General features: G+C 59.8%; 15 protein-coding genes. 8 read left to right on the top strand and 7 right to left on the bottom strand.

The window, feature by feature from the left end:
• Positions 1-89: 89 nt before the first annotated feature.
• A complete protein-coding gene (locus J3P91_RS18070) occupies positions 90-527 on the bottom strand; it encodes a hypothetical protein (protein WP_305499990.1) in 438 nt (145 codons plus the stop codon).
• Positions 528-629: 102 nt separating this feature from the next.
• On the opposite strand from J3P91_RS18070, the gene J3P91_RS18075 reads away from it, so the two are divergent.
• Positions 630-1,070 (top strand): universal stress protein, encoded by a 441-nt coding sequence (locus tag J3P91_RS18075; protein ID WP_305499988.1) that lies wholly within the window; start codon positions 630-632, stop codon positions 1,068-1,070.
• A 168-nt stretch (positions 1,071-1,238) separates the two neighbouring features.
• Here J3P91_RS18075 and J3P91_RS18080 read toward each other — a convergent pair whose 3' ends face one another.
• On the bottom strand, positions 1,239-3,158 hold the full coding sequence (locus J3P91_RS18080; protein ID WP_434601308.1) for an ATP-binding cassette domain-containing protein: 1,920 nt from the start codon (positions 3,156-3,158) through the stop codon (positions 1,239-1,241).
• Positions 3,159-3,372: 214 nt separating this feature from the next.
• Between J3P91_RS18080 and J3P91_RS18085 the strand changes: the two genes are divergently transcribed.
• Positions 3,373-5,301 carry a transglycosylase SLT domain-containing protein gene (locus J3P91_RS18085; RefSeq protein WP_434601309.1) on the top strand — a complete coding sequence of 643 codons (1,929 nt, stop codon included), beginning with the start codon at positions 3,373-3,375 and terminating at the stop codon, positions 5,299-5,301.
• A 245-nt stretch (positions 5,302-5,546) separates the two neighbouring features.
• Here the strand turns inward: J3P91_RS18085 and J3P91_RS18090 are convergent, their stop codons facing one another.
• A complete protein-coding gene (locus J3P91_RS18090; RefSeq protein ID WP_434601310.1) occupies positions 5,547-7,328 on the bottom strand; it encodes an ABC transporter transmembrane domain-containing protein in 1,782 nt (593 codons plus the stop codon).
• Positions 7,329-7,577: 249 nt separating this feature from the next.
• On the opposite strand from J3P91_RS18090, the gene J3P91_RS18095 reads away from it, so the two are divergent.
• Positions 7,578-7,757 carry a PA1571 family protein gene (locus tag J3P91_RS18095; protein ID WP_123341965.1) on the top strand — a complete coding sequence of 60 codons (180 nt, stop codon included), beginning with the start codon at positions 7,578-7,580 and terminating at the stop codon, positions 7,755-7,757.
• A 165-nt stretch (positions 7,758-7,922) separates the two neighbouring features.
• Here J3P91_RS18095 and pdxB read toward each other — a convergent pair whose 3' ends face one another.
• Positions 7,923-9,065, bottom strand: coding sequence for a 4-phosphoerythronate dehydrogenase PdxB (gene pdxB / locus J3P91_RS18100; RefSeq protein ID WP_434601311.1), 1,143 nt, complete (start codon positions 9,063-9,065; stop codon positions 7,923-7,925).
• A 283-nt stretch (positions 9,066-9,348) separates the two neighbouring features.
• On the opposite strand from pdxB, the gene J3P91_RS18105 reads away from it, so the two are divergent.
• Positions 9,349-10,752: an MATE family efflux transporter gene (locus J3P91_RS18105; protein ID WP_434601312.1), complete on the top strand. Its 1,404-nt coding sequence runs from the start codon at positions 9,349-9,351 to the stop codon at positions 10,750-10,752.
• Here the strand turns inward: J3P91_RS18105 and tusA are convergent.
• Both tusA and rlmM read right to left on the bottom strand, forming a co-directional pair.
• The gene (gene tusA / locus J3P91_RS18110; RefSeq protein WP_305499973.1) at positions 10,749-11,000 is read right to left on the bottom strand and encodes a sulfurtransferase TusA; all 252 of its coding nucleotides are present in this window, start codon (positions 10,998-11,000) and stop codon (positions 10,749-10,751) included. The two genes, J3P91_RS18105 and tusA, sit on opposite strands and share 4 nt — an antisense overlap.
• Before the next feature lie 198 nt (positions 11,001-11,198).
• On the bottom strand, positions 11,199-12,272 hold the full coding sequence (gene rlmM / locus J3P91_RS18115) for a 23S rRNA (cytidine(2498)-2'-O)-methyltransferase RlmM (RefSeq protein WP_434601313.1): 1,074 nt from the start codon (positions 12,270-12,272) through the stop codon (positions 11,199-11,201).
• Positions 12,273-12,444: 172 nt separating this feature from the next.
• Here rlmM and acnA point away from each other — a divergent pair, with 172 nt between their 5' ends.
• Positions 12,445-15,186 carry an aconitate hydratase AcnA gene (gene acnA, locus J3P91_RS18120; protein ID WP_434601314.1) on the top strand — a complete coding sequence of 914 codons (2,742 nt, stop codon included), beginning with the start codon at positions 12,445-12,447 and terminating at the stop codon, positions 15,184-15,186.
• A 184-nt stretch (positions 15,187-15,370) separates the two neighbouring features.
• On the opposite strand, the gene J3P91_RS18125 is transcribed toward acnA, so the two are convergent.
• Positions 15,371-17,350: a fibronectin type III domain-containing protein gene (locus tag J3P91_RS18125; protein ID WP_434601315.1), complete on the bottom strand. Its 1,980-nt coding sequence runs from the start codon at positions 17,348-17,350 to the stop codon at positions 15,371-15,373.
• 372 nt (positions 17,351-17,722) lie between these two features.
• On the opposite strand from J3P91_RS18125, the gene J3P91_RS18130 reads away from it, so the two are divergent.
• The 3 genes from J3P91_RS18130 to wecC all read left to right on the top strand — a co-directional run bounded on the left by J3P91_RS18130 (position 17,723) and on the right by wecC (position 21,437).
• Complete coding sequence (locus J3P91_RS18130; protein ID WP_434601316.1) at positions 17,723-18,514, top strand: lysostaphin resistance A-like protein; 792 nt, start codon at positions 17,723-17,725, stop codon at positions 18,512-18,514.
• A gap of 509 nt (positions 18,515-19,023) precedes the next feature.
• Complete coding sequence (wecB, locus tag J3P91_RS18135) at positions 19,024-20,178, top strand: non-hydrolyzing UDP-N-acetylglucosamine 2-epimerase (RefSeq protein WP_434601317.1); 1,155 nt, start codon at positions 19,024-19,026, stop codon at positions 20,176-20,178.
• Positions 20,175-21,437, top strand: a complete 1,263-nt coding sequence (gene wecC / locus J3P91_RS18140) for a UDP-N-acetyl-D-mannosamine dehydrogenase (protein ID WP_434601318.1) — start codon at positions 20,175-20,177, stop codon at positions 21,435-21,437. The genes wecB and wecC overlap by 4 nt, the downstream gene beginning before the upstream one ends.
• The last annotated feature ends 12 nt before the right edge of the window (positions 21,438-21,449 follow it).

Raw genomic sequence — 21,449 nt, forward strand, 5'->3', positions numbered from 1 at the left:
AAAGGACGTTCGAATGAACGCCCCGAGGAGATGGTTTACCGGCCTGCCTGGCCAACCCGCCCGATGAATCTGTCGGGCTTTTTTACGCCTCAAGCCAATGCGTTGAGCACTGCGGATATATCCTGCAAAACACTCGCCTCGCCCTTTTCGCCCCAGTACAAGGTGATCATCTGCTTGTCGGCTTCGATTTTGTAAACGTTGGCGGGCAGCTTGTGGAAATGCGCCAGCAGCGACTCGTCCAGACAGGGCTCGCGCCACTGATTGACCCACACGCCAGGGGCGCTCTGCCAGTAGCTCCAGAGGGCCGGCTGCTTGCCACGTCGGGGCCGGTGGTACTGAGCGCAAGGGTTGGGCGGCGGCTGACTGAGCCAATGGGGCCACTCCTGGGAAGCCAGTTGCATGGCCAGGCCGAGGCGTCGCGCCTCCATGCGCAGGGCCATGCGACCGCTCTGAACACGCGATGGCCGCAACCATGCCAAGGGGCTCAATACCACCAACAGGATTGACACCACTATCCAGACCGTCATATCTGTACTCCCGAATTCTGATGAGCCCGTTGACCCGCATCGCCGTCAATGCGCTTGAAACCAGCCATACTTACCGTATCGCCATTCTCTGGAGTGCTTTTCATGTACTACGAACACGTCCTAGTCGCCGTCGACCTTACTGAAGAATGCGATCCTGTCGTCAAGCGAGCCCTCGCTCTCTGCGAAGGCCGGGACAACAAACTGTCGCTGGTGCATATCGTCGAGCCGATGGCCATGGCCTTCGGCGGCGACGTCCCAATGGACCTTTCCCAGTTGCAACAGCAACAATTTGACCAGGCCAAGGAACGCCTTGATCGACTGATCGTGAAATACCCGGCATTAAAAAAGGAAAACAGTCACCTGACCTACGGCCAACCGCGCCAGGAGATTCATCACCTGGCCAAGGAGCAGGGCTGCGACCTGATCGTTGTCGGCAGCCATGGCCGCCACGGCCTGGCGCTGCTGCTGGGCTCCACTGCCAACGACGTATTGCATGGCGCGCCATGCGACGTGCTGGCGGTGCACCTGGTCAAGCGCTCGTAAACGGCAAACCGGAGGGAGCGAGCCTGCTCGCGAAAGCGCCATGACAGCCGACGTTCAAGTCGCCTGATACACCGCTTTCGCGAGCAGGCTCGCTCCCACAAGGGCAAGCGTTTCGAACAAAAATCCCGGTACTCATCGCTGAGTGCCGGGATTTTTTACGTCAACGGATCAGGCGTCCAGCTCAGCCCAGCGCTCGACCAGCGCATCCAGCTCGGCCTGCAACTGCTCCAGGCGGGCAATCACCTTGGCGGTTTCGGCCGCGGGTCGCTGGTAGAAACCGGCGTCAGCCATCTCGGCCTCCACCGCTGCAATCTGCTGCTCCTTCGCCTCGATATCGCCAGGCAATGCCTCCAGCTCACGCTGCAGTTTGTAGCTGAGCTTCTTTTTCGCAGGGGCAGGCGCGGCAGTGGCGGCAACCGGAGCCGGCTCAGCCTTGACGACCGCCGAATTCAGGTCGGCCTTGCCGGATTTGCTCTCGGTCACCCCCAGGAGACGTGGCGAGCCTCCCTGGCGCAGCCAGTCCTGGTAACCTCCGACGTACTCGCGAACCAGCCCTTCGCCTTCGAAAACCAGGGTGCTGGTGACAACGTTGTCGAGGAAGGCCCGGTCGTGGCTGACCATCAGCACGGTGCCGTTAAAGGTCAGCAACACCTCTTCCAGCAGTTCGAGGGTTTCCACGTCCAGGTCGTTGGTCGGCTCGTCGAGCACCAGCAGGTTCGCCGGCTTGCTGAACAGCTTGGCCAGCAACAGACGAGCGCGCTCGCCACCCGACAACGCCTTCACCGGGGTACGGGCGCGCTGCGGGCTGAACAGGAAATCGCCGAGGTAACTCAACACGTGGCGGCTCTGGCCGTCGATATCGATGAAGTCGCGACCTTCGGCCACGTTGTCGATCACGGTTTTTTCCAGATCCAACTGGTGGCGCAACTGGTCGAAATAGGCGACATCGATTTTTGTCCCCTCTTCCACCTTGCCGCTGGTCGGCACCAGACCGCCAAGCATCAGCTTGAGCAAGGTCGTCTTGCCGGTACCGTTGGCGCCCAGCAGGCCGATCCGATCGCCGCGCTGCAGAACCATGGAGAAGTCCTTGACCAGGAACGGGCCACCCGGGTGGGCGAAGCTGACGTTCTCCAGCACCATGACCTGCTTGCCCGACTTGTCGGCGGTTTCCAGCTGGATATTCGCCTTGCCGGTGCGCTCGCGTCGCTCGCTACGCTCAACGCGCAAGGCCTTCAGGGCGCGTACGCGCCCTTCGTTACGGGTACGTCGGGCCTTGATGCCCTGGCGGATCCAGACTTCTTCCTGGGCCAGGCGCTTGTCGAACAGCGCATTGGCGGTTTCTTCCGCCGCCAGCACTGCTTCCTTGTGAACCAGGAAACTGGCGTAGTCGCCGTTCCAGTCGATCAGGCCGCCGCGATCCAGTTCGAGGATGCGGGTCGCCAGGTTCTGCAGGAAGGAACGGTCGTGAGTGATGAACAGCACCGCGCCCTGGAAATCCTTGAGGGCCTCTTCAAGCCAGGCGATGGCGCCGATGTCGAGGTGGTTGGTCGGCTCGTCGAGCAGCAGCAGGTCGGGTTCGGACACCAGGGCCTGGGCCAGCAGGACGCGGCGACGCCAGCCACCGGACAGCTCGGCCAGGGTCTTGTCGGCCGGCAGTTGCAAGCGGCTCAGCGTGCTGTCGACCAATTGCTGCAGGCGCCAACCGTCACGGGCTTCGAGGTCGTGCTGGACATGCATCAGCTTGTCCAGGTCGGCATCGGTGACGATGTTCTGGCTCAGGTGATGATATTCGGCCAACAGCGCGCCGACACCGTCCAGGCCTTCGGCGACCACATCGAATACCGTCCGCTCGTCGGCTACCGGCAGTTCCTGGGGCAATTCGCCGATCTTCAGGCCTGGCGCGCGCCAGACCGAGCCGTCGTCGGGCTTCTGGTCGCCCTTGACCAGCTTCATCATGCTGGACTTGCCAGTGCCGTTGCGGCCGATGATGCACACCCGCTCTCCACGGGCGATCTGCCAGGACACCTTGTCCAACAACGGCATCGCGCCGAAAGCAAGGGACACATCGCTGAATTTGAGCAGGGTCATGAGCTTCTCCAAAAACCGGGCGCGCATTCTACCTGAGAAGAGGCCTCAAAAGGTCCGCCAATTTCGCCTCCGAAGCACTCTGCACAACAATTGTTGCGAACTTGCGCGAACGGCCCTGCAAAGCTTTCGCCGGTTGCTGGCAAAAGGCTAAGCTACAGACAGTTACCCCGGGCTTCCCCCCGGGCTTGTCTTGTTTTTTCTGCCCGGACGTATCATGCGCAGTCGCCTTTTCAGTGTCTTATCTTGTTTGTTTGTGTGTGCCACTGCCGTTCAGACCGCCCAGGCGGTGGATATTTCCACCCAGCGCCAGTATTACGATGAGGCCAAGCGCGCCCTGGCCAAAGGTGATTCCGGCCCCTATTTGCGCTACAGCCAGGCCCTGCGCGATTATCCGCTGGAGCCCTACCTCGCCTACGATGAGTTGACCGCTCGCCTGAAAAGCGCGAGCAATGCCGAGATCGAGAAATTCCTCGCCGAACATGGCGACCTGCCCCAGGCCAACTGGATGAAGCTGCGCTGGTTGCGCTGGCTGGCCGAGCGTGGCGACTGGGCGACCTTCGTCAAGTATTACGACCCCAAGCTCAACTTCACCGAACTCGATTGCCTCAATGCTCAATATCAACTGAGCCATGGCCTCAAGGCCGAAGGCTACGCCAACGCCGAGAAACTCTGGCTTACCGGCAAATCCCAGCCGGCGGCCTGCGATGCGCTGTTCGGCATGTGGGCGGCCCAAGGCCAACTGACTGAACAGAAACGCTGGGAGCGCGCCAAGCTCGCCGCCCAGGCGCGTAACTATCCGCTGGCCAACAGCCTGGTGAGCGGCCTGACCACCCTGGCGCCTCGCGGCAGTCTGTTGATCGACGTGGCGCAGAAGCCCGAACTGCTCAACCAGCCTTCGCGCTTCGCGCCCGCCGATGAACCGATGTCCGATGTCGTGAGCCTCGGCTTGCGACGCCTGGCACGCCAGGACCCGGAAAGAGCCATGGCGTTGCTGGACGGGTATGCCAGCACCATGCATTTCTCTCGAGACGAGAAAGTGGCAATCGCCCGGGAAATCGGTCTAACCCTGGCCAAACGCTTCGACAGCCGCGCCCTCGACGTGATGACCAAATACGACCCGGAGCTGCGCGATGACACTGTCTCGGAATGGCGTTTGCGCCTGCTGTTGCGCCTGGCCCGCTGGGAAGATGCCTATCAGTTGACCCGCCGCCTGCCCGAGTCGCTCTCCACCACCAACCGCTGGCGTTACTGGCAGGCCCGCAGCCTGGAGTTGGCGCAGCCGCAGAATCCGCAAGCGGTGACGCTCTACAAGCAACTGGCCCGGGAGCGTGACTTCTACGGCTTCCTCGCGGCCGACCGGTCCCAGTCACCCTATTCGCTCAACAACAAACCGCTGGTGATGAGCCAGGCGCTGATCAACAAGGTGCGCAACACCCCAGGAGTGCGCCGCGCGCTGGAGTTTCATGCGCGCGGACAGATCGTCGATGGCCGCCGCGAGTGGTATCACGTCAGCCGTCATTTCAGCCGGGACGAAATGGTTGCCCAGGCGAAACTGGCCTATGACCTGAAATGGTACTTCCCGGCCATCCGCACCATCAGCCAGGCCAAATACTGGGACGACCTGGATATCCGCTTCCCGATGGCCCACCGCGACACCCTGGTACGCGAAGCGAAAATCCGCGGCCTGCATCCAAGCTGGGCGTTCGCTATCACCCGCCAGGAAAGCGCATTCATGGACGATGCCCGCTCCAGCGTCGGTGCCAGCGGCCTGATGCAGTTGATGCCAGGCACCGCCAAGGAAACCGCCCGCAAGTTCAACATTCCCCTGGCATCGCCTCAGCAGGTGTTCAACCCGGACAAGAACATCCAGCTCGGCGCGGCTTACCTGAGTCAGGTGCACAGCCAGTTCAACGGCAACCGGGTCCTCGCCTCCGCCGCGTACAACGCCGGCCCTGGCCGCGTGCGTCAATGGCTGCGTGGCGCTGACCACCTGAGCTTCGACGTCTGGGTCGAAAGCATCCCTTTCGACGAAACCCGCCAATACGTACAGAACGTGCTGTCCTACTCGGTGATCTACGGCCAGAAACTCAACTCGCCACAACCGTTGGTGGACTGGCACGAGCGGTATTTCGATGATCAGTGAGTATTAGCGAGAAGCTGTTCCTGAGAAGAAAAAAATGCCCGCATCGAAAGATGCGGGCATTTTTTTTTGGTCGGTTACTTGGTCGGTTACTTGGTCGGTTACTTGGTCGGTTACTTGGTCGGTGCTGGACCTTGTGGGAGCGAGCTTGCTCGCGATGCCGTCGGCACCTTCAACATGGATGCAAGCTGACCCACCGCTATCGCGAGCAAGCTCACTCCCACAAGGGATTCGTGTAGACGCTGCGCTCAGTCGGCTGCCGACTCCAAGCTAACGTTGAACTGCAACGCCGCCAACCGCGCATACAGCGCATTACTCGCCACCAACTCCTGATGAGTGCCCACGGCGACCACCCTGCCCTGGTCCATCACCGCGATCCGGTCGGCATTTTTCACCGTGGCCAGGCGGTGGGCGATGACCAGGGTGGTGCGGTTTTTCATCAGGCTGGGCAGGGCTTGCTGGATGAGGTGTTCGCTTTGTGCATCGAGCGCGCTGGTGGCTTCGTCCAGCAGCAGGATCGGCGCGTCGATCAGCAATGCCCGGGCGATGGCCAGGCGTTGGCGCTGGCCACCGGACAAACCCAGGCCGCCATCACCCAGATGGGTCTGGTAGCCATCGGGCATTTTCTCGATGAAGTCATGGGCGTGAGCGATCCGCGCCGCTTCGCGCACCTGTTCGTCGGTGGCTTGCGGATTGCCGTAGCGAATATTTTCTTCCACCGTGCCGAAAAACAGTGCCGGGCTCTGCGAGACCAGGGCGAAGTGACGACGCAGGTCCAACGGGTCAAGCAAGGTCAGCGGCACACCATCGAGGAATATCTGCCCCTGCACTGGATCGTAGAACCGCAGCAGCAGGTCGTACACGGTGGATTTGCCCGCCCCGGACGGACCGACCAGCGCGACGGTTTCGCCAGCGTTGACGCTCAGGTCCAGGCCATCGACCGCATAGCTTTCCGGCCGCGACGGGTAGGAAAACCGTACACCTTCAAGGCGCAGGTCGCCGCTGACCCGCTGCGGCAACGTGACAAGGCCCGTCGCCGGCGGCTGGATGATGTTCTCCGAACGCAGCAACTCGGCAATTCGCTCAGCGGCGCCAGCCGCCCGCTGCAGCTCGCCGATCACTTCGCTGAGCGTACCGAAAGCGCTCCCGACAATCAGGCTGTAGAACACGAATGCCGCCAGCTCACCGCCGGAAATGCGCCCGGCGATCACGTCCATGCCACCGACCCAGAGCATTACGCCCACCGCACCCAGTACCAGAACGATCACCAGGGTAATCAACCAGGCGCGCTGGGCGATGCGCTTGCGGGCAGTGTCGAAGGCCTGCTCCACGGTAGCAGCGAAACGGTGCTCGTCCTGGACCTGGTGGTTATAGGCCTGCACCGTCTTGATCTGGCCGAGGGTTTCGGAAACGTAACTGCCGACATCGGCGATGCGGTCCTGGCTTTCGCGGGACAGGCTGCGCACTCGCCGGCCAAAGACCAGGATCGGCGCCAGCACCAGCGGCAACGCAACCACGACGATGCTGGTGAGCTTGGGATTGGTGACGAACAGCAGCACGATGCCTCCGACCACCATCAGCGCGTTGCGCAGAAACAGTGACAACGACGAACCGATCACCGATTGCAGCAGCGTGGTGTCGGCTGTCAGGCGCGACTGGATTTCCGAACTGCGGTTGTTTTCGTAGAACCCGGGATGCAGATACACCAGGTGGTTGAAAACCTGTCGGCGGATATCGGCCACCACCCGCTCGCCAATCCACGACACCAGGTAGAAACGGGCAAACGTACCGACCGCCAACCCCGCCACCAGGACCATGAACAACCCGATCGATTGATTGAGCAGATGTGGCGAGCGCGTCATGAAACCCTGATCCACCAGCAACCGGATACCCTGCCCCATGGACAAGGTAATGCCGGCGGTGACGATCAGGGCCAGCAACGCGCCAACGACCTGTTTGCGGTAAGGAGCGATGAAGCCGCTGGCCAGGCGTATGGCACGGCGTTGTCGGGAAGAAAGCATCGAGAGCATCCGATAATGCAACGGGAAAGGAGTCGGTCAGGGACACCGAAACGCAGCGGAACCAATTTGAATCAGGATGAGTCAGGTTAAATATGACCGCCAAGATTAGCCCCTAAATGTTATCGGTCTAAAGTCTGGCTGGAAATGCGTCGGCGTTTCTGGTTGAGTGGAGCTGTCGCCGTGAACCTTCAAGGAGTGTCATGGCTCGGTCACCTGGCGACATTACTATAGGCACGCAACCTGATGAGGAGACAGGCCATGTCCTTGCAACACAGCAGCGAAGACAAGATTCAAGTGATCCGCACGCAACCGGACCAGTCCTTGGGCTGCTCGTTCATCGATGCCCAAGGGCGCGAAGTACCGATCACCGAAGACATGATCCAGAAAGCCTGCAGCGAACTGGAAAAACGACTGGTCAAACCTGCCGAACAAAAGTGATACAGCCCCGTCTTCAACTGGACCCGACCTTGATGTCGGGTTTTTTATGCCTTTGATTTTCCGGCTTGCGGGGTGAAGGAGCTTGCTCCGGCTGGACAGTTGCAGTCGGCGACTGCTTCGCAGCCGAGCGGGAGCAAGCTCCCTCGCCACAAAGGCGCTCTACGCTCAAGCGATGGTGGCTCCCAGGGCTGCCACGATATTTTCCAACGTCGGCGATTGCCCTTCGATCCGCACCTTCAAGCTATCGATTTCCCGGCGTGGCGGATAATGCTTGCGCAAGGCATCAAAAGCGCTACGTTGCTCGCTGTCGGTGCCGATCAGGCTGCGGCGAAAGTCCGCGTCGTCACGGCGCGGGTCGTACACGCTCCGGCACAACGCCGCCAGGGCCCAGGCCGGGTCGGTGGCGGCATCCAGCGTGAGGCCGGCGAGCCACGGCCGAGGCAACAGCTCGGCCAGGCTGACTTCCACCGGCCGCTGCAGGAATCCGCACAAGGCTTCATAAATCTGCGCCGTGCCACGCTGGCGACCGTCAAGGCTATAACCGGCGATGTGCGGCGTGGCGATCACGCAGAGGTCGGCCAGATCGACGTCGACTGTCGGCTCCCGCTCCCAGACATCCAGCACCGCTTGCAGATCTTCACGCTCCAGCAGCACCTCGCGCAGCGCCATGTTGTCGATGACCGGGCCGCGCGCGGCGTTGATCAACCAGGTCCCCGGCTTGAGGTTGTTCAATCGTTGCTCGTCGAAAAGGTGCCAGGTCGGTTGCTCGCCATCGCGGGTCAGGGGCGTGTGCAGGCTGATCACATCGCACTGCTCGATAATCTGCTCCAGGCTCAGGTAATCGCCGCCTTCGGCAGCCTGACGCGGCGGATCACAGACTTTAACGACCCAGCCCAGGTCTTTGAGTACCTTGATCAATCGCCCGCCCACCTGCCCCGCACCGACGACGCCAAAGGTGCGCTGCGCAAGATCCGCACCTTCGATTTCCGCCAGGGTCATGAGACAGCCCAGCACATAGTCCACCACACCACGGGCGTTACAACCCGGGGCACTGGCCCAGCGGATGCCGGCTTCGGCGAAATATTCCAGGTCCAGGTGATCGGTGCCGATGGTGCAGGTGCCGACAAAACGCACCTTGCTGCCTTCCAGCAGCGCCCGATTGACCTGGCTGACCGAACGCACCAGCAGCACGTCAGCCTGCTCGACCAACGCCCGGTCGATGCCCCGCCCCGGCACCCGGCGGATTTCACCAAAACCTTGAAAAAACGCATCGAGCAGGGGAATGTTTTCGTCGGCAACGATCAGCATGGCAAAGCTCCTTTGGCGGGATGGGCAGTGTAGGCGTTCCGGTTGCTTCGCGCATTACCAGGAGCGAGCAGTACCATTGTGGCGAGGGAGCTTGCTCCCGCTGGCCTGCGAAGCGGGCCCAAAATGCCAGCGACTGCTGCGCAGCCGAGCGGGAGCAAGCTCCCTCGCCACGAAAGCTGCCGTACTGCCCGATTACAAATCCCCAACACAGGTTTTTTCCTGACCAATGCGTCAAGGCGTAGAATTCGCCGCCTTGCGCTTAATATTTTCGGATGCTTGCCCTGTGAATCCTGTGATCGACACCGCCACCACTCTCTCCCGCCCGGCCCGGGTGCGCCTGGAGCTCAAGACGTTGCTGGCCCTGGCCCTGCCGATCATGGTGGCGCAATTGGCGACCACCGCCATGGGCTTTGTCGACGCGGTGATGGCCGGCCGGGTCGGGCCGCGGGATCTCGCGGCGGTGGCGCTGGGCAACTCGATCTGGGTTCCGGTATTCCTGTTGATGACCGGCACGCTGTTGGCTACCACGCCGAAGGTGGCCCAGCGTTTCGGTGCCGGTACCTTTGAACAGATCGGTCCATTGGTGCGTCAGGCATTGTGGCTGGCACTCGCGGTGGGGCTGATCGCAACGTTGGCGCTGCTCAGCGCCGAACCGATCCTGCATGTCATGAAAGTCGATCCCGAACTGATCGGCCCTTGCATGGAATACCTGCGCGGCATCGGCAGCGGTCTTCCGGCGGTGGCGCTCTATTACGTGCTGCGCTGCTTCAGCGACGGCCTGGGGCGTACGCGACCGGCGATGGTGCTGGGGCTGTGCGGGCTGGCCCTGAACATTCCGCTCAACTACATCTTCATCTATGGACACCTGGGCGTCCCCGCCATGGGCGGTGTCGGCTGCGGCTGGGCCACGGCCATCGTGATGTGGTTCATGGCGGCGGGCATGGCCGCCTGGACACGCTGGGGCCCGATCTATCAATCGAGTCAGCTGTTCAGCCGCTTCGACTGGCCGCAATGGTCGGTCATCAAGCGCCTGCTCGGCATCGGCCTGCCAATCGGCATCGCGGTGTTTGCCGAATCGAGCATCTTCGCGGTCATCGCCCTGCTGATCGGCAGCCTCGGCGCCACGGTGGTGGCCGGACACCAGATCGCCCTGAATTTCAGCTCGCTGGTGTTCATGATCCCCTATTCCCTGGGCATGGCCGTGACCGTACGGGTCGGCCAGGCGCTGGGGCGTAGCCAGCCTCGGGAAGCGCGCTTTGCGGCGGGTGTCGGCATGGCCACGGCCCTGGCGTACGCCTGCCTGTCGGCGAGCCTGATGTTCGCGTTGCGCGGGCCTATCGCGGCGATCTATACCGCCGACCCCGTGGTGATCGAAGTGGCCTCGATGCTGATCGTCTACGCGGCGCTGTTCCAGTTTTCCGATGCCATCCAGGTCACGGCGGCGGGCGCGTTGCGCGGTTACCAGGACACCCAGGTGACGATGATCCTGACGCTCTTCGCTTACTGGGGCATCGGCTTGCCGGTGGGTTACGCCCTGGGCCTGACCGACTGGCTCGGCACCGCCAGCGGCCCAAGCGGATTGTGGCAGGGTTTGATCGTGGGATTGAGCTGCGCGGCGTTGATGCTGTCGATCCGACTGACGCGCAGTGCCCGTGGGCAGATTCGCCTCAGTCGCTCGACGGGTTAAGCGAGCTTCTTGCGGATCCAGTAGCGGTAGGTGCCGTCCACTTCGTCCTGGCTGACCAGTTCGTGATCGAGAAACACGCAAAACTTGGGGATATCACGGCGCGTCGACGGGTCGGTGGCAATTACTTTCAGCAGTCCGCCGGGGGCCAGGTCACGGATATGCTGATGCAGCATCATCACCGGCTCCGGACAGTTGAGGCCGGTGGCGTCCAGCGTGCCGTCGACCGGCGTTTCGTTCATTTCACTCATGATCTACTCCTGAAACTGGCCGCTATTGTCGCGCAATGCCGGCGTTCTTAACAGATCTACATCAACCCTGTGGCGAGGGAGCTTGCTCCCGCTCGACTGCGAAGCAGTCGTCGCTTTTAGGAGCCCAGCAGGACATTGGGGTTGCTTCGCAACCCAGCGGGAGCAAGCTCCCTCGCCACAAAAGCTCGCTTCTTACTTTCAGCGAGACTTCGGCTTCTTGCTATCCAGCCGCCGCAGATGGCACGTCACTTCCTCACGGTCGTGATACAGCTGCTTGCAGCCAATCTCGACCTTGATACCCTGGGCCTTGAAACCCTCGGCGATGCGTTCGAGCAGACGCTTCACCTCGGCGTAACGCTGCTTCATCGGCAGTTTCAAGTTGACCACCGCCTCACGGCAATGCCCCTCGCCAATCCACTCTTCCAGCATCGCCGCATTGCGCGCGGGTTTTTCGACGATGTCACAGACCATCCAGTCCACCGGCTGCTTGGGCTTGAACGTGAAGCCGTCCGCCATCAAGTGCTGCACCAGGCCCGTGTCCATCAGGCTTTCAGCCATCGGACCGTTGTCGATGGCCGTCACCAGCATGCCCCGGTTGACCAATTGCCAGGTCCAGCCACCCGGCGCGGCGCCGAGGTCCACGCCGGTCATGTCGCTGTGCAGCCGCTCGTCCCATTGGTCACGAGGAATGAAATGGTGCCAGGCTTCTTCGAGCTTGAGGGTCGAGCGGCTCGGCGCTTCCCGAGGGAATTTAAGCCGCGGAATACCCATCGGCCACATTGCCGAATTGTCAGCTTCCGCCAGGCCAAGGAACACTTCGCGACCACTTTTGAACGTCAGCAGCAGGCGCGGCTTGTGCGCATCGTCCACCAGCTTGCCGGCGCCACTCAAGGCCTTGCGCAACGGGCCTTCGAATTTCTTGCAGAAGTTCGACAGCTCCTTGCCGTCGTTGGTATCGACCACTTCCAGCCACAGGCTGCCGCACGTCGGGAAAGCCGCCAGATGGGCGAGGATAACGCTGATGCGGTCGGTCTCCGGCAACTCGATGAACGAGCCACGCGCCCACTGGCGCGGGAAAATCAGCTCGGCAAAGCGCTGTCCACGCATCAGCCGCTCGGCGCCGTCTTCTTCAGTGCAGACGAATTCGGCGCACGCGCTGGCCGGCTTGGCCTTGGCGTAGCCGGCCACGTTCAGCCGCGCGGCATGTTCGGCGATCTCGGAACAGACCTCGCCTTCGAAGCCCGGTCGGCAGTGCATAAAAAGCGTGTTCATTGAAACTCCGTAGCAAAGCCTGTCACGAAAACCGCCGCATGATAGCGGAGTTCGGAACCGCGAACCTGTCCATAGAGTCCAGTGATTAGTCATACGCTCAAAACAGGGCTAGGTTAAAGGCTCTGTCCGTTCCGTCAGTCCGTAGCCGTGCGGACTCAAAGGAGTGATTTCAATGCCGTCCCTCGATAGCCTGAAAACCCTTAAAACATTGCAAGTCGACGCCAGGACTTATCACTATTTCAGCTTGCCGGACGCCGCGCGAAGCCTCGGTGATCTGGATAAACTACCGATGTCCCTCAAGGTGCTGCTGGAAAACCTGCTGCGCTGGGAAGATGAAAAAACCGTCACCGGCGCCGACCTCAAGGCCCTGGCCGGTTGGCTCAAGGAGCGCCGCTCCGACCGCGAAATCCAGTATCGCCCGGCCCGGGTGCTGATGCAGGACTTTACTGGCGTGCCCGCCGTGGTCGACCTGGCCGCCATGCGCGCCGCCGTGGAAAAGGCCGGAGGCGATCCCCAGCGAATCAACCCGTTGTCACCGGTCGACCTGGTGATCGACCACTCGGTAATGGTGGACAAGTTCGCCAGCCGCCAGGCCTTCGAGCAGAACGTCGACATCGAAATGCAGCGCAACGGCGAACGTTATGCCTTCCTGCGCTGGGGCCAGAGTGCCTTCGACAACTTCAGCGTGGTGCCACCGGGCACCGGCATCTGCCACCAGGTGAATCTGGAATACCTCGGTCGCACCGTCTGGACCAAAGAGGAAGACGGCCGCACCTACGCTTTCCCGGACACGCTGGTCGGCACCGACTCTCACACCACGATGATCAACGGCCTCGGCGTGCTCGGCTGGGGCGTCGGCGGGATCGAGGCGGAAGCGGCGATGCTCGGCCAACCGGTATCGATGCTGATCCCCGAGGTTGTCGGCTTCAAGCTCACCGGCAAGCTGCGCGAAGGTATCACCGCGACCGACCTGGTGCTGACCGTCACGCAGATGCTGCGCAAGAAGGGTGTGGTGGGCAAATTCGTCGAGTTTTATGGCGACGGTCTCGCCGACCTGCCCTTGGCCGACCGCGCCACCATCGCCAACATGGCCCCGGAATACGGCGCCACGTGCGGTTTCTTCCCGGTGGACGATGTAACGCTGGATTACTTGCGCCTGTCCGGGCGCCCCGCGGAAACCGTGAAACTGGTGGAAGCCTATTGCAAGGCCCAGGGCCTGTGGCGCCTTTCTGGCCAGGAACCGGTGTTCACCGACACGCTGGAACTGGACATGGGCAGCGTCGAGGCCAGCCTCGCCGGCCCCAAGCGTCCCCAGGATCGGGTCTCGCTGCCGAATGTCGGCCAAGCCTTCAGTGATTTCCTCGGCCTGCAGATCAAACCCACCAGCAAGGACGAGGGCCGCCTGGAAAGCGAAGGCGGCGGAGGCGTCGCGGTAGGCAATGCCGACCAGGTCTGCGAAGCCGAGTACGAATTCGATGGCCAGACCCATCGCCTGAAAAACGGCGCGGTAGTGATTGCCGCCATTACCTCTTGCACCAACACCTCTAACCCCAGCGTGATGATGGCCGCCGGGCTGGTGGCAAAAAAAGCCGTGGAAAAAGGCCTGACGCGCAAGCCCTGGGTCAAGAGCTCCCTGGCGCCTGGCTCCAAGGTCGTGACCGACTACTACAATGCCGCGGGCTTGACCGAGTATCTCGACAAACTCGGCTTCGACCTGGTGGGCTACGGCTGCACAACATGTATCGGCAACTCCGGCCCTCTGCCCGACCCCATCGAAAAAGCCATCCAGAAAGCCGACCTGACCGTGGCTTCGGTGCTGTCGGGTAACCGCAACTTCGAGGGCCGAGTGCATCCGCTGGTGAAAACCAACTGGCTGGCCTCGCCGCCATTGGTGGTCGCCTACGCCTTGGCCGGCACCGTGCGCATCGATATCAGCAGCGAACCGCTGGGCAACGATCGAGACGGCAATCCGGTCTACCTGCGCGACATCTGGCCGAGCAGCAAGGAAGTAGCCGACGCCGTGGCCCAGGTCGACACCAGCATGTTCCACAAGGAATATGCCGCCGTGTTCGCCGGTGATGAACAGTGGCAAGCCATCGAAGTGCCGCAGGCGGCTACTTATGTCTGGCAGGACGACTCGACCTACATCCAGCATCCGCCATTCTTCGACGACATCGGCGGGCCTCCTCCGGCGGTCAAGAACGTCGAGGGCGCACGCGTCCTCGCGCTGCTTGGGGACTCGGTGACCACCGACCATATCTCGCCAGCCGGCAATATCAAGGCAGACAGCCCGGCCGGCCGTTACCTGCGCGAACAAGGCGTGGAGCCGCGGGACTTCAACTCCTACGGCTCGCGACGGGGCAATCACCAGGTGATGATGCGCGGCACCTTCGCCAACATCCGTATCCGCAACGAGATGCTCGGCGGCGAAGAAGGCGGCAATACGATCTATATCCCCAACGGCGAAAGAATGTCGATCTACGATGCGGCCATGTTGTACCAGGCCACCGGCACGCCCCTGGTGGTCATTGCCGGGCAGGAATACGGCACCGGTTCGAGCCGGGACTGGGCGGCCAAGGGTACCAACCTGCTGGGCGTAAAGGCCGTGATTGCTGAAAGCTTCGAGCGCATCCACCGCTCCAACCTGGTGGGCATGGGCGTGCTGCCGCTGCAATTCAAGCTCGATCAGAATCGCAAGAGCCTGAACCTCACTGGCAGGGAGACCCTTGATATCCTCGGGCTGAGCGATACCGAGCTGACGCCGCGCATGAACCTGCCCGTGGTCATCACCCGCGAGGACGGCAGCCAGGAGCGGATTGAAGTGTTGTGCCGGATCGACACCTTGAACGAAGTGGAATATTTCAAGGCTGGCGGGATCCTGCATTTTGTCCTAAGGCAAATGTTGGGAGCGTGAAAGATTCCTGACGAAATCCGGAAGGCAGCCAGGTTTTAATAAGCTGCCTTCCTTGGAATCCGACCGACGGAATCCGTCGCCCCAACTGCTGCTATAACTTCACCGAACAGGCCAGATTATCTTTGGCACAATTTTCGCTCGCTCAGTCGCGGGTTGAAAATTTCCGGGTAACTTGAAGTCAAGTTCAAGTGTGGGTTTGCACCGATGCCGGCTCAGAGGCGTTCCCAAAAATATCCAAGGCGCGAACCTCAAATAGGTGAACGCCAGCGGATAAAGGATGGTATTGCCGGTAAGTACCGCGCTGAGTATTGAGGAGCTCCTTGTCGAGGTAGACGGCATAACCCCACATGCAGACGTCGTCTGTTGATTCCTCCCACGTCAGGACGGCCAATCCAGGCGCTGAAAAAGTTACACGAAAGTTGCGCGGCACACTGGGCGGAGTGACGTCTTCAGGACCACCAATGATTTTGCCAACTAATGCTGGCTCGGAGGTATTACCAAAAGCATCCACGGCCACGACTTCAAATAAATGGAAACCGGGTACCAGATCGACGGCGGTGTACCGATCAAGCGTTGTACTGTCGACATATTCATGATTGTTGTAGATGACATATCCATACATACCGATATCGTCCGTTGATTCATCCCAGGCCAGCGTAGCTGAATCGGGGGTTGAAGAAATAATCCGTAACCTGCCCGGAACGCTCGGCGGTGCAGTGTCCGTCTGCTCAAAGGTAAGAATAGTGGGCTCGGAGAATTGTCCATTTAACCAATTTAGAGTAATCAGCGTGATTGAATACTCAGTCCCCGGAACTAAATTTTCCAGTTGCTTTTGATAGTGAGGCTCCAGAACCGGATCCAGATATTCGTCATCAACTTTGATGACCACACCCAGAGCCCCGGTTCCTGCATGCTCGAATGACCAGTTGATTTCAACTGAAGTTGACGACGTGTGAACGATATCTATGTCGATCGGCGGCGTTGGGCGGGGCTTGGACGCCACCCCAGTGGTCTGGAACCAAACCTCACTTGGAACGGAGACGTTTCCAGCCTCATCCTCCGCACGCACAGTGGCGAGGTACCAGACACCGCGTTTCAGTTGGGTGAATGTTGTTGTCGTGAGCGATACGTTCTTAGTTACCAGATTGCAGCGTATCTTGTAACCAGTTACACCTTTATTATCGCTCGACGGTGCCCACGTCAGCGTCGCCGAAGTGTCCGTTATATTACTCAACACTGGGATCCCGGGCTGATTCGGGGGAAGAATGTCGTCGACCACTGCTTCCAAATTACTCGCTTCGGAAAAATTATCACCCAGCTTGGCACGAACCGAAAACTCTAAATGCAACGGGACGGGGCCTGAGGTTACGTCCGCCAGTTTGAACTTGAAACTCAAACGACCCGGACCTGTACTAAAGGCGTGGCCGTTTATGGTCCCCTCATGCGACGGAAAATTCCAGTAGTATGGAGCCCACGCCAGCCTGCCGACTCCGTTACGTTGGCTGAATTTCAATATAGGTGGACGCAACAACGTCTTAAATTCCAAAGAGGCGAACCTGGAAGCACGCTTTGTTCCAGTCTTGATAACCGCCCCTATTCGAACGTGGTAGACAGCAAGATCCTTGAGATGGGATATTGTGTAAGTCAGCTGTTTGGTCTCTGCTCTGAGAATGCCATTGAGATAAATCAGATAAAAAATTTCGCCGCTGTGGCTCTCTGATGCCCCCCAACTGAGTTCTGCACTATTGTGTGTCACTCCACTAGCCTTGAACGCCCTCGGCTTGGTAGGAGGCACTCTATCGTGGGTCACCACAAGAATGGACTGCGGGGTCCGTGGTGGATTGCCGTCACCTCTGTATGGCGTGACTTGATAAACGTATTCAACCTCTGGTGTCAGGCCGCTATCAATGTATTCACATAACGTAGTATTGACCGTTTCCCGACCTGGGCAGCTAACTTCGTAGCCAAGCAGATCCGAGGAATCGACAGGAGGATCCCACGTTAACCATGCCTCGCAATAAGTTTTCCCTGGGTTATGAAGGTTACGAGGTTGTGTCGGGTCTGCAACCAATGTCGCAATGGTTTCCTGAATCTTCGGTACGCCTCTCCCACGTTCAGCGCTGTGGCGTGGAAGAAAGGGACTCGCTTCGTCGGTGCTGTTCATATTTAATCTCCGCTGAGCTTGGAGTTTCCATTGCGCAAAAGCGTCCATTGCCGTCCCAGCTGACATTGCCGGAAATCCAGGCGATGCTTGACTGGCAACACCGCGCCGGCAGGGTTCTCTCTTGGCTGAAGTAAGCATGCTTTTCTCGTGCATCGAAACTGTCAGAGTTGACAGTTGTGGATGCTGCCGACGAAGCTCCATATGGCAAGACTGTGATATCAAGCGCGCCAGGCATGGCCTCCGAACATTTGGGCGAGAAATCGCCCCCTACGAAAATTCCGTTACTTCAAAGTCGATGTTTTTGTACTCATCTGCTTATAAACTCGCGCCCCTGATAGCCTCTCACTGCAGAATTTTCCCTCAAGGACGTTTATGCCCGCCCTACCCTGGCCGTACCTGGCCCTTCTCTCGATCGGTTATGGCCTGGCCCTCGCGTACGGCCATCTGGCCTGGACTGCCATCATCTCGGTCGCGCTGCTGCTGTTCGCCGGGTACGCGGTTCGCCAGCGGCAGACGCCGGTCGGGCAGTTTCTCGGGCATTGCCTGTTCATCGTCCTGGCGGTCGCGTTGGCATTGCATTGGATGCCGGGTTTCTTCAACGGCCGGGCGATCGCGGCGCAACGTTTGAGCGATGACGCCGTGCGATTTGCGATGTATCTGAACCAGGACAAGCCCCTGATCGGTTTCTGGCTGTTGCTGGCGTGCCCCTGGATCGTTGGCCGCCGCTCGTTTCGTGGCGCTGTCTACGGCACGGCGCTGGGGCTTGCGCTAAGCGCGATAATGGCCTTGGGCGGGGCCATGTTGCTGGGCATGATCCATTGGGCACCGAAATGGCCGGACCAGGCCTGGATCTGGGTGCTCAACAATCTTTTATTGGTGACCTTGGTCGAGGAAGCACTGTTTCGTGGCTACATCCAGGGCGGCCTGAGCCGACGCTTCGAACATCTGCGCCATGGCGACAACCTCGCATTGCTGCTGGCCTCGCTGCTGTTCGGCCTGGTACATGCCGGTGCCGGCTGGCAGTGGGTATTGCTGTCGGGGCTGGCCGGGATCGGTTACGGCCTGGCTTATCGGTTTGGCGGCCTGGGCGCGGCGATAGCCACACATTTCGGCCTCAACCTGCTGCATTTCGCCCTGTTTACTTACCCGATGCTGGCGGGTTGACGGCTAAATTTTCAATAGCGACGCTAGCCGTGTCCAGCACCGCGATAAGCTTTCCGTACGCCTAATGGCATTTGTAACTTCATTTTTCGCAATGGCATAAGCTTTCAGGCGTGACGGGGCTCCCAAACAGCCCACGTGAAGCGCTCGCCGGGAATTTATGTGACCCTGCCCCGCTCACAGGGGCTGGCCTGCTCCCCACCAAAGGCCTGTCAAGTGAAATAACATGAATTTTACTAGATGGCACACAATGCCTGAAATGGTATCCTTTCGCTGCTTGGAATTCTCCCACACTGAATGTAGGCGATTCCGAGAGTACTGGAGAATTTTCATGGCCACGGAGTGCGCTAAAGCCACACCTCTCGTCTTCTCCCCATACGCAAGCCAACGCACCGTAGCGTATTGCGGTGTGCCGTATTCGCCCGTCTACCTTTGGAATGGATATCTGATCGCCTGCCCAAGCATCGCATCCTGACATCGGTACACCGTTGTACTGTCAAGAAGTGTTCAATATGCCCCTCAAGACCCTGTCTATTTTCGGAACCCGGCCCGAAGCCATAAAAATGGCTCCCTTGGTACTCCAGCTGGCAAACGACCATCGTTTCGACTCCAAAGTCTGTGTCACCGCCCAGCACCGCGAGATGCTCGATCAGGTACTTGAACTGTTCGATCTGACGCCGGATTTTGACTTGAACCTCATGAAACCTGGGCAGACATTGACCGACGTGACGACCGCGGTCATTCAAGGTCTCAAATCCATCCTTGAAGAATTCAAGCCCGACGTGGTCCTTGTCCACGGGGACACCGCAACGACTTTCGCCGCCAGCCTCGCCGCCTATTACCAGCAGATCCCGATTGCCCACGTCGAAGCAGGCCTGCGCACCAACGATCTCTATTCTCCCTGGCCGGAAGAAGGCAATCGACGCCTGACAGGCAGTCTGGCGAAGCTTCACTTCGCGCCCACCGAGACTTCGCGTCAAAACCTGCTGAAGGAAGGAATTGCCTCCTCGGCCATTTTCGTTACCGGCAATACGGTGATTGACGCGCTGCTCAGCGTGGTCGAGCGCCTGAACAACCCGGCCTCGGCGCTGCTGGGGCAATTTGATGAGCAGTTTGCGTTCCTGCCCCGAGACAACCGCATGGTATTGATCACAGGGCATCGGCGTGAAAATTTTGGTGGCGGCTTCGAGCGCATTTGCCAGGCGCTGGCCAACACCGCCCGGAAATTTCCAGATGTCGAGTTTGTTTATCCCGTGCATTTAAACCCGAACGTTCGCGAGCCCGTGCAACGGCTGCTGGCAGATATTGGCAACGTACACCTGATCGAGCCGCTGGATTATTTGCCATTCGTGTATCTGATGACCCGCTCGTACCTGATCCTCACGGATTCTGGAGGCATCCAGGAAGAAGCCCCGGCGCTGGGCAAACCTGTCCTGGTAATGCGTGACACTACCGAGCGCCCCGAGGCCGTGGATGCCGGCACGGTCAAGCTGGTAGGGACGGAAGTCGAGTCAATTACGCATCAGCTTAGCGAACTGCTGAGCAATGAAGCGACGTACCAACAGATGAGCTTCGCTCACAACCCCTACGGCGACGGCACGGCATGTGCCAAAATTCGTGAGGCACTGATGGTTCTGGTCGTTCAACAAAACGAGACTGCTGCATGAATTTTCCACGTGTGTCTGTCATTGGGCTCGGCTATATCGGCCTGCCTACAGCGGCAATTTTTGCCTCGCGCAAGAAGCAAGTGATTGGTGTCGATGTCAATAAGCGCGCCGTTGACATCATCAACCGCGGCGAGATTCATATTGTCGAACCCGAACTGGACATGCTGGTTCACGCAGCGGTCACCGAAGGCTTTCTGCGGGCGACTACCGTCCCCGAGCCCGCCGATGCGTTTTTGATTGCCGTACCGACTCCGTTCAAGGAAAACCACGAGCCGGACCTGGGTTACATCGAAGCGGCCAGCAAATCGATTGCCAAGGTGCTGAAAAAAAACGATCTGGTTATCCTGGAATCGACCTCCCCGGTCGGGGCGACCGAGCGCATGGCCGAGTGGCTTGCCGAAGCACGCCCGGACCTGACCTTTCCGACCACGCACGGTGAAGATTCCGATATCCGCATCGCTCATTGCCCCGAACGTGTGCTGCCCGGCCACGTCCTGCGCGAACTGGTGGCCAACGACCGCATCATCGGCGGGATGACACCCAAGTGCTCACAAGCCGCAGTCCGTCTCTACCAGACCTTTGTCGAAGGCGAATGCATCATCACCGACACCCGTACGGCCGAGATGTGCAAGCTCACCGAGAACAGCTTTCGTGATGTCAATATAGCGTTCGCCAATGAACTGTCGATGATCTGCGCCGAATTGAAGATCGACCCTTGGGAACTGATTCGCCTGGCCAACCACCATCCACGAGTCAATATCCTGCAGCCCGGCCCCGGCGTGGGGGGGCACTGCATAGCAGTCGATCCGTGGTTTATCGTCAGCAAGACTCCCGAGCTGGCACGCTTGATCCGCAGCGCCCGCGAGGTCAACGACGAGAAGCCGCGATGGGTTATTCAACAAGTAAAATTGGCCGTAGCCGATTACTTGCTCCGTCATCCAGCCAAATCCGCTCGCGACATTCGTATCGCTTGTTATGGCTTGGCATTCAAACCGGACATCGACGATTTACGGGAAAGTCCGTCTCTTAATATTGCTCGGCAGTTAGGCGATGAGCTGGGTGTGGAGTTGCTGTTGATTGAGCCCAACATTGAGGAGTTGCCCGAAGACTTGAACATGCACCAATTCGTGGGTGTTGCCCACGCGCTGGACAGCGCTCATGTCCACGTGTTGCTGGTCAAGCACCGTGAATTCACAACAATGGCCAAGATGCGTGACGAGGCCGTTGTGATCGACGCCGCTGGCGTGTTTGCAGCTTGAGAAGGGAATTAG

Source organism: Pseudomonas sp. Z4-7 (genome assembly GCF_051131965.1).
Lineage (GTDB): Bacteria > Pseudomonadota > Gammaproteobacteria > Pseudomonadales > Pseudomonadaceae > Aquipseudomonas.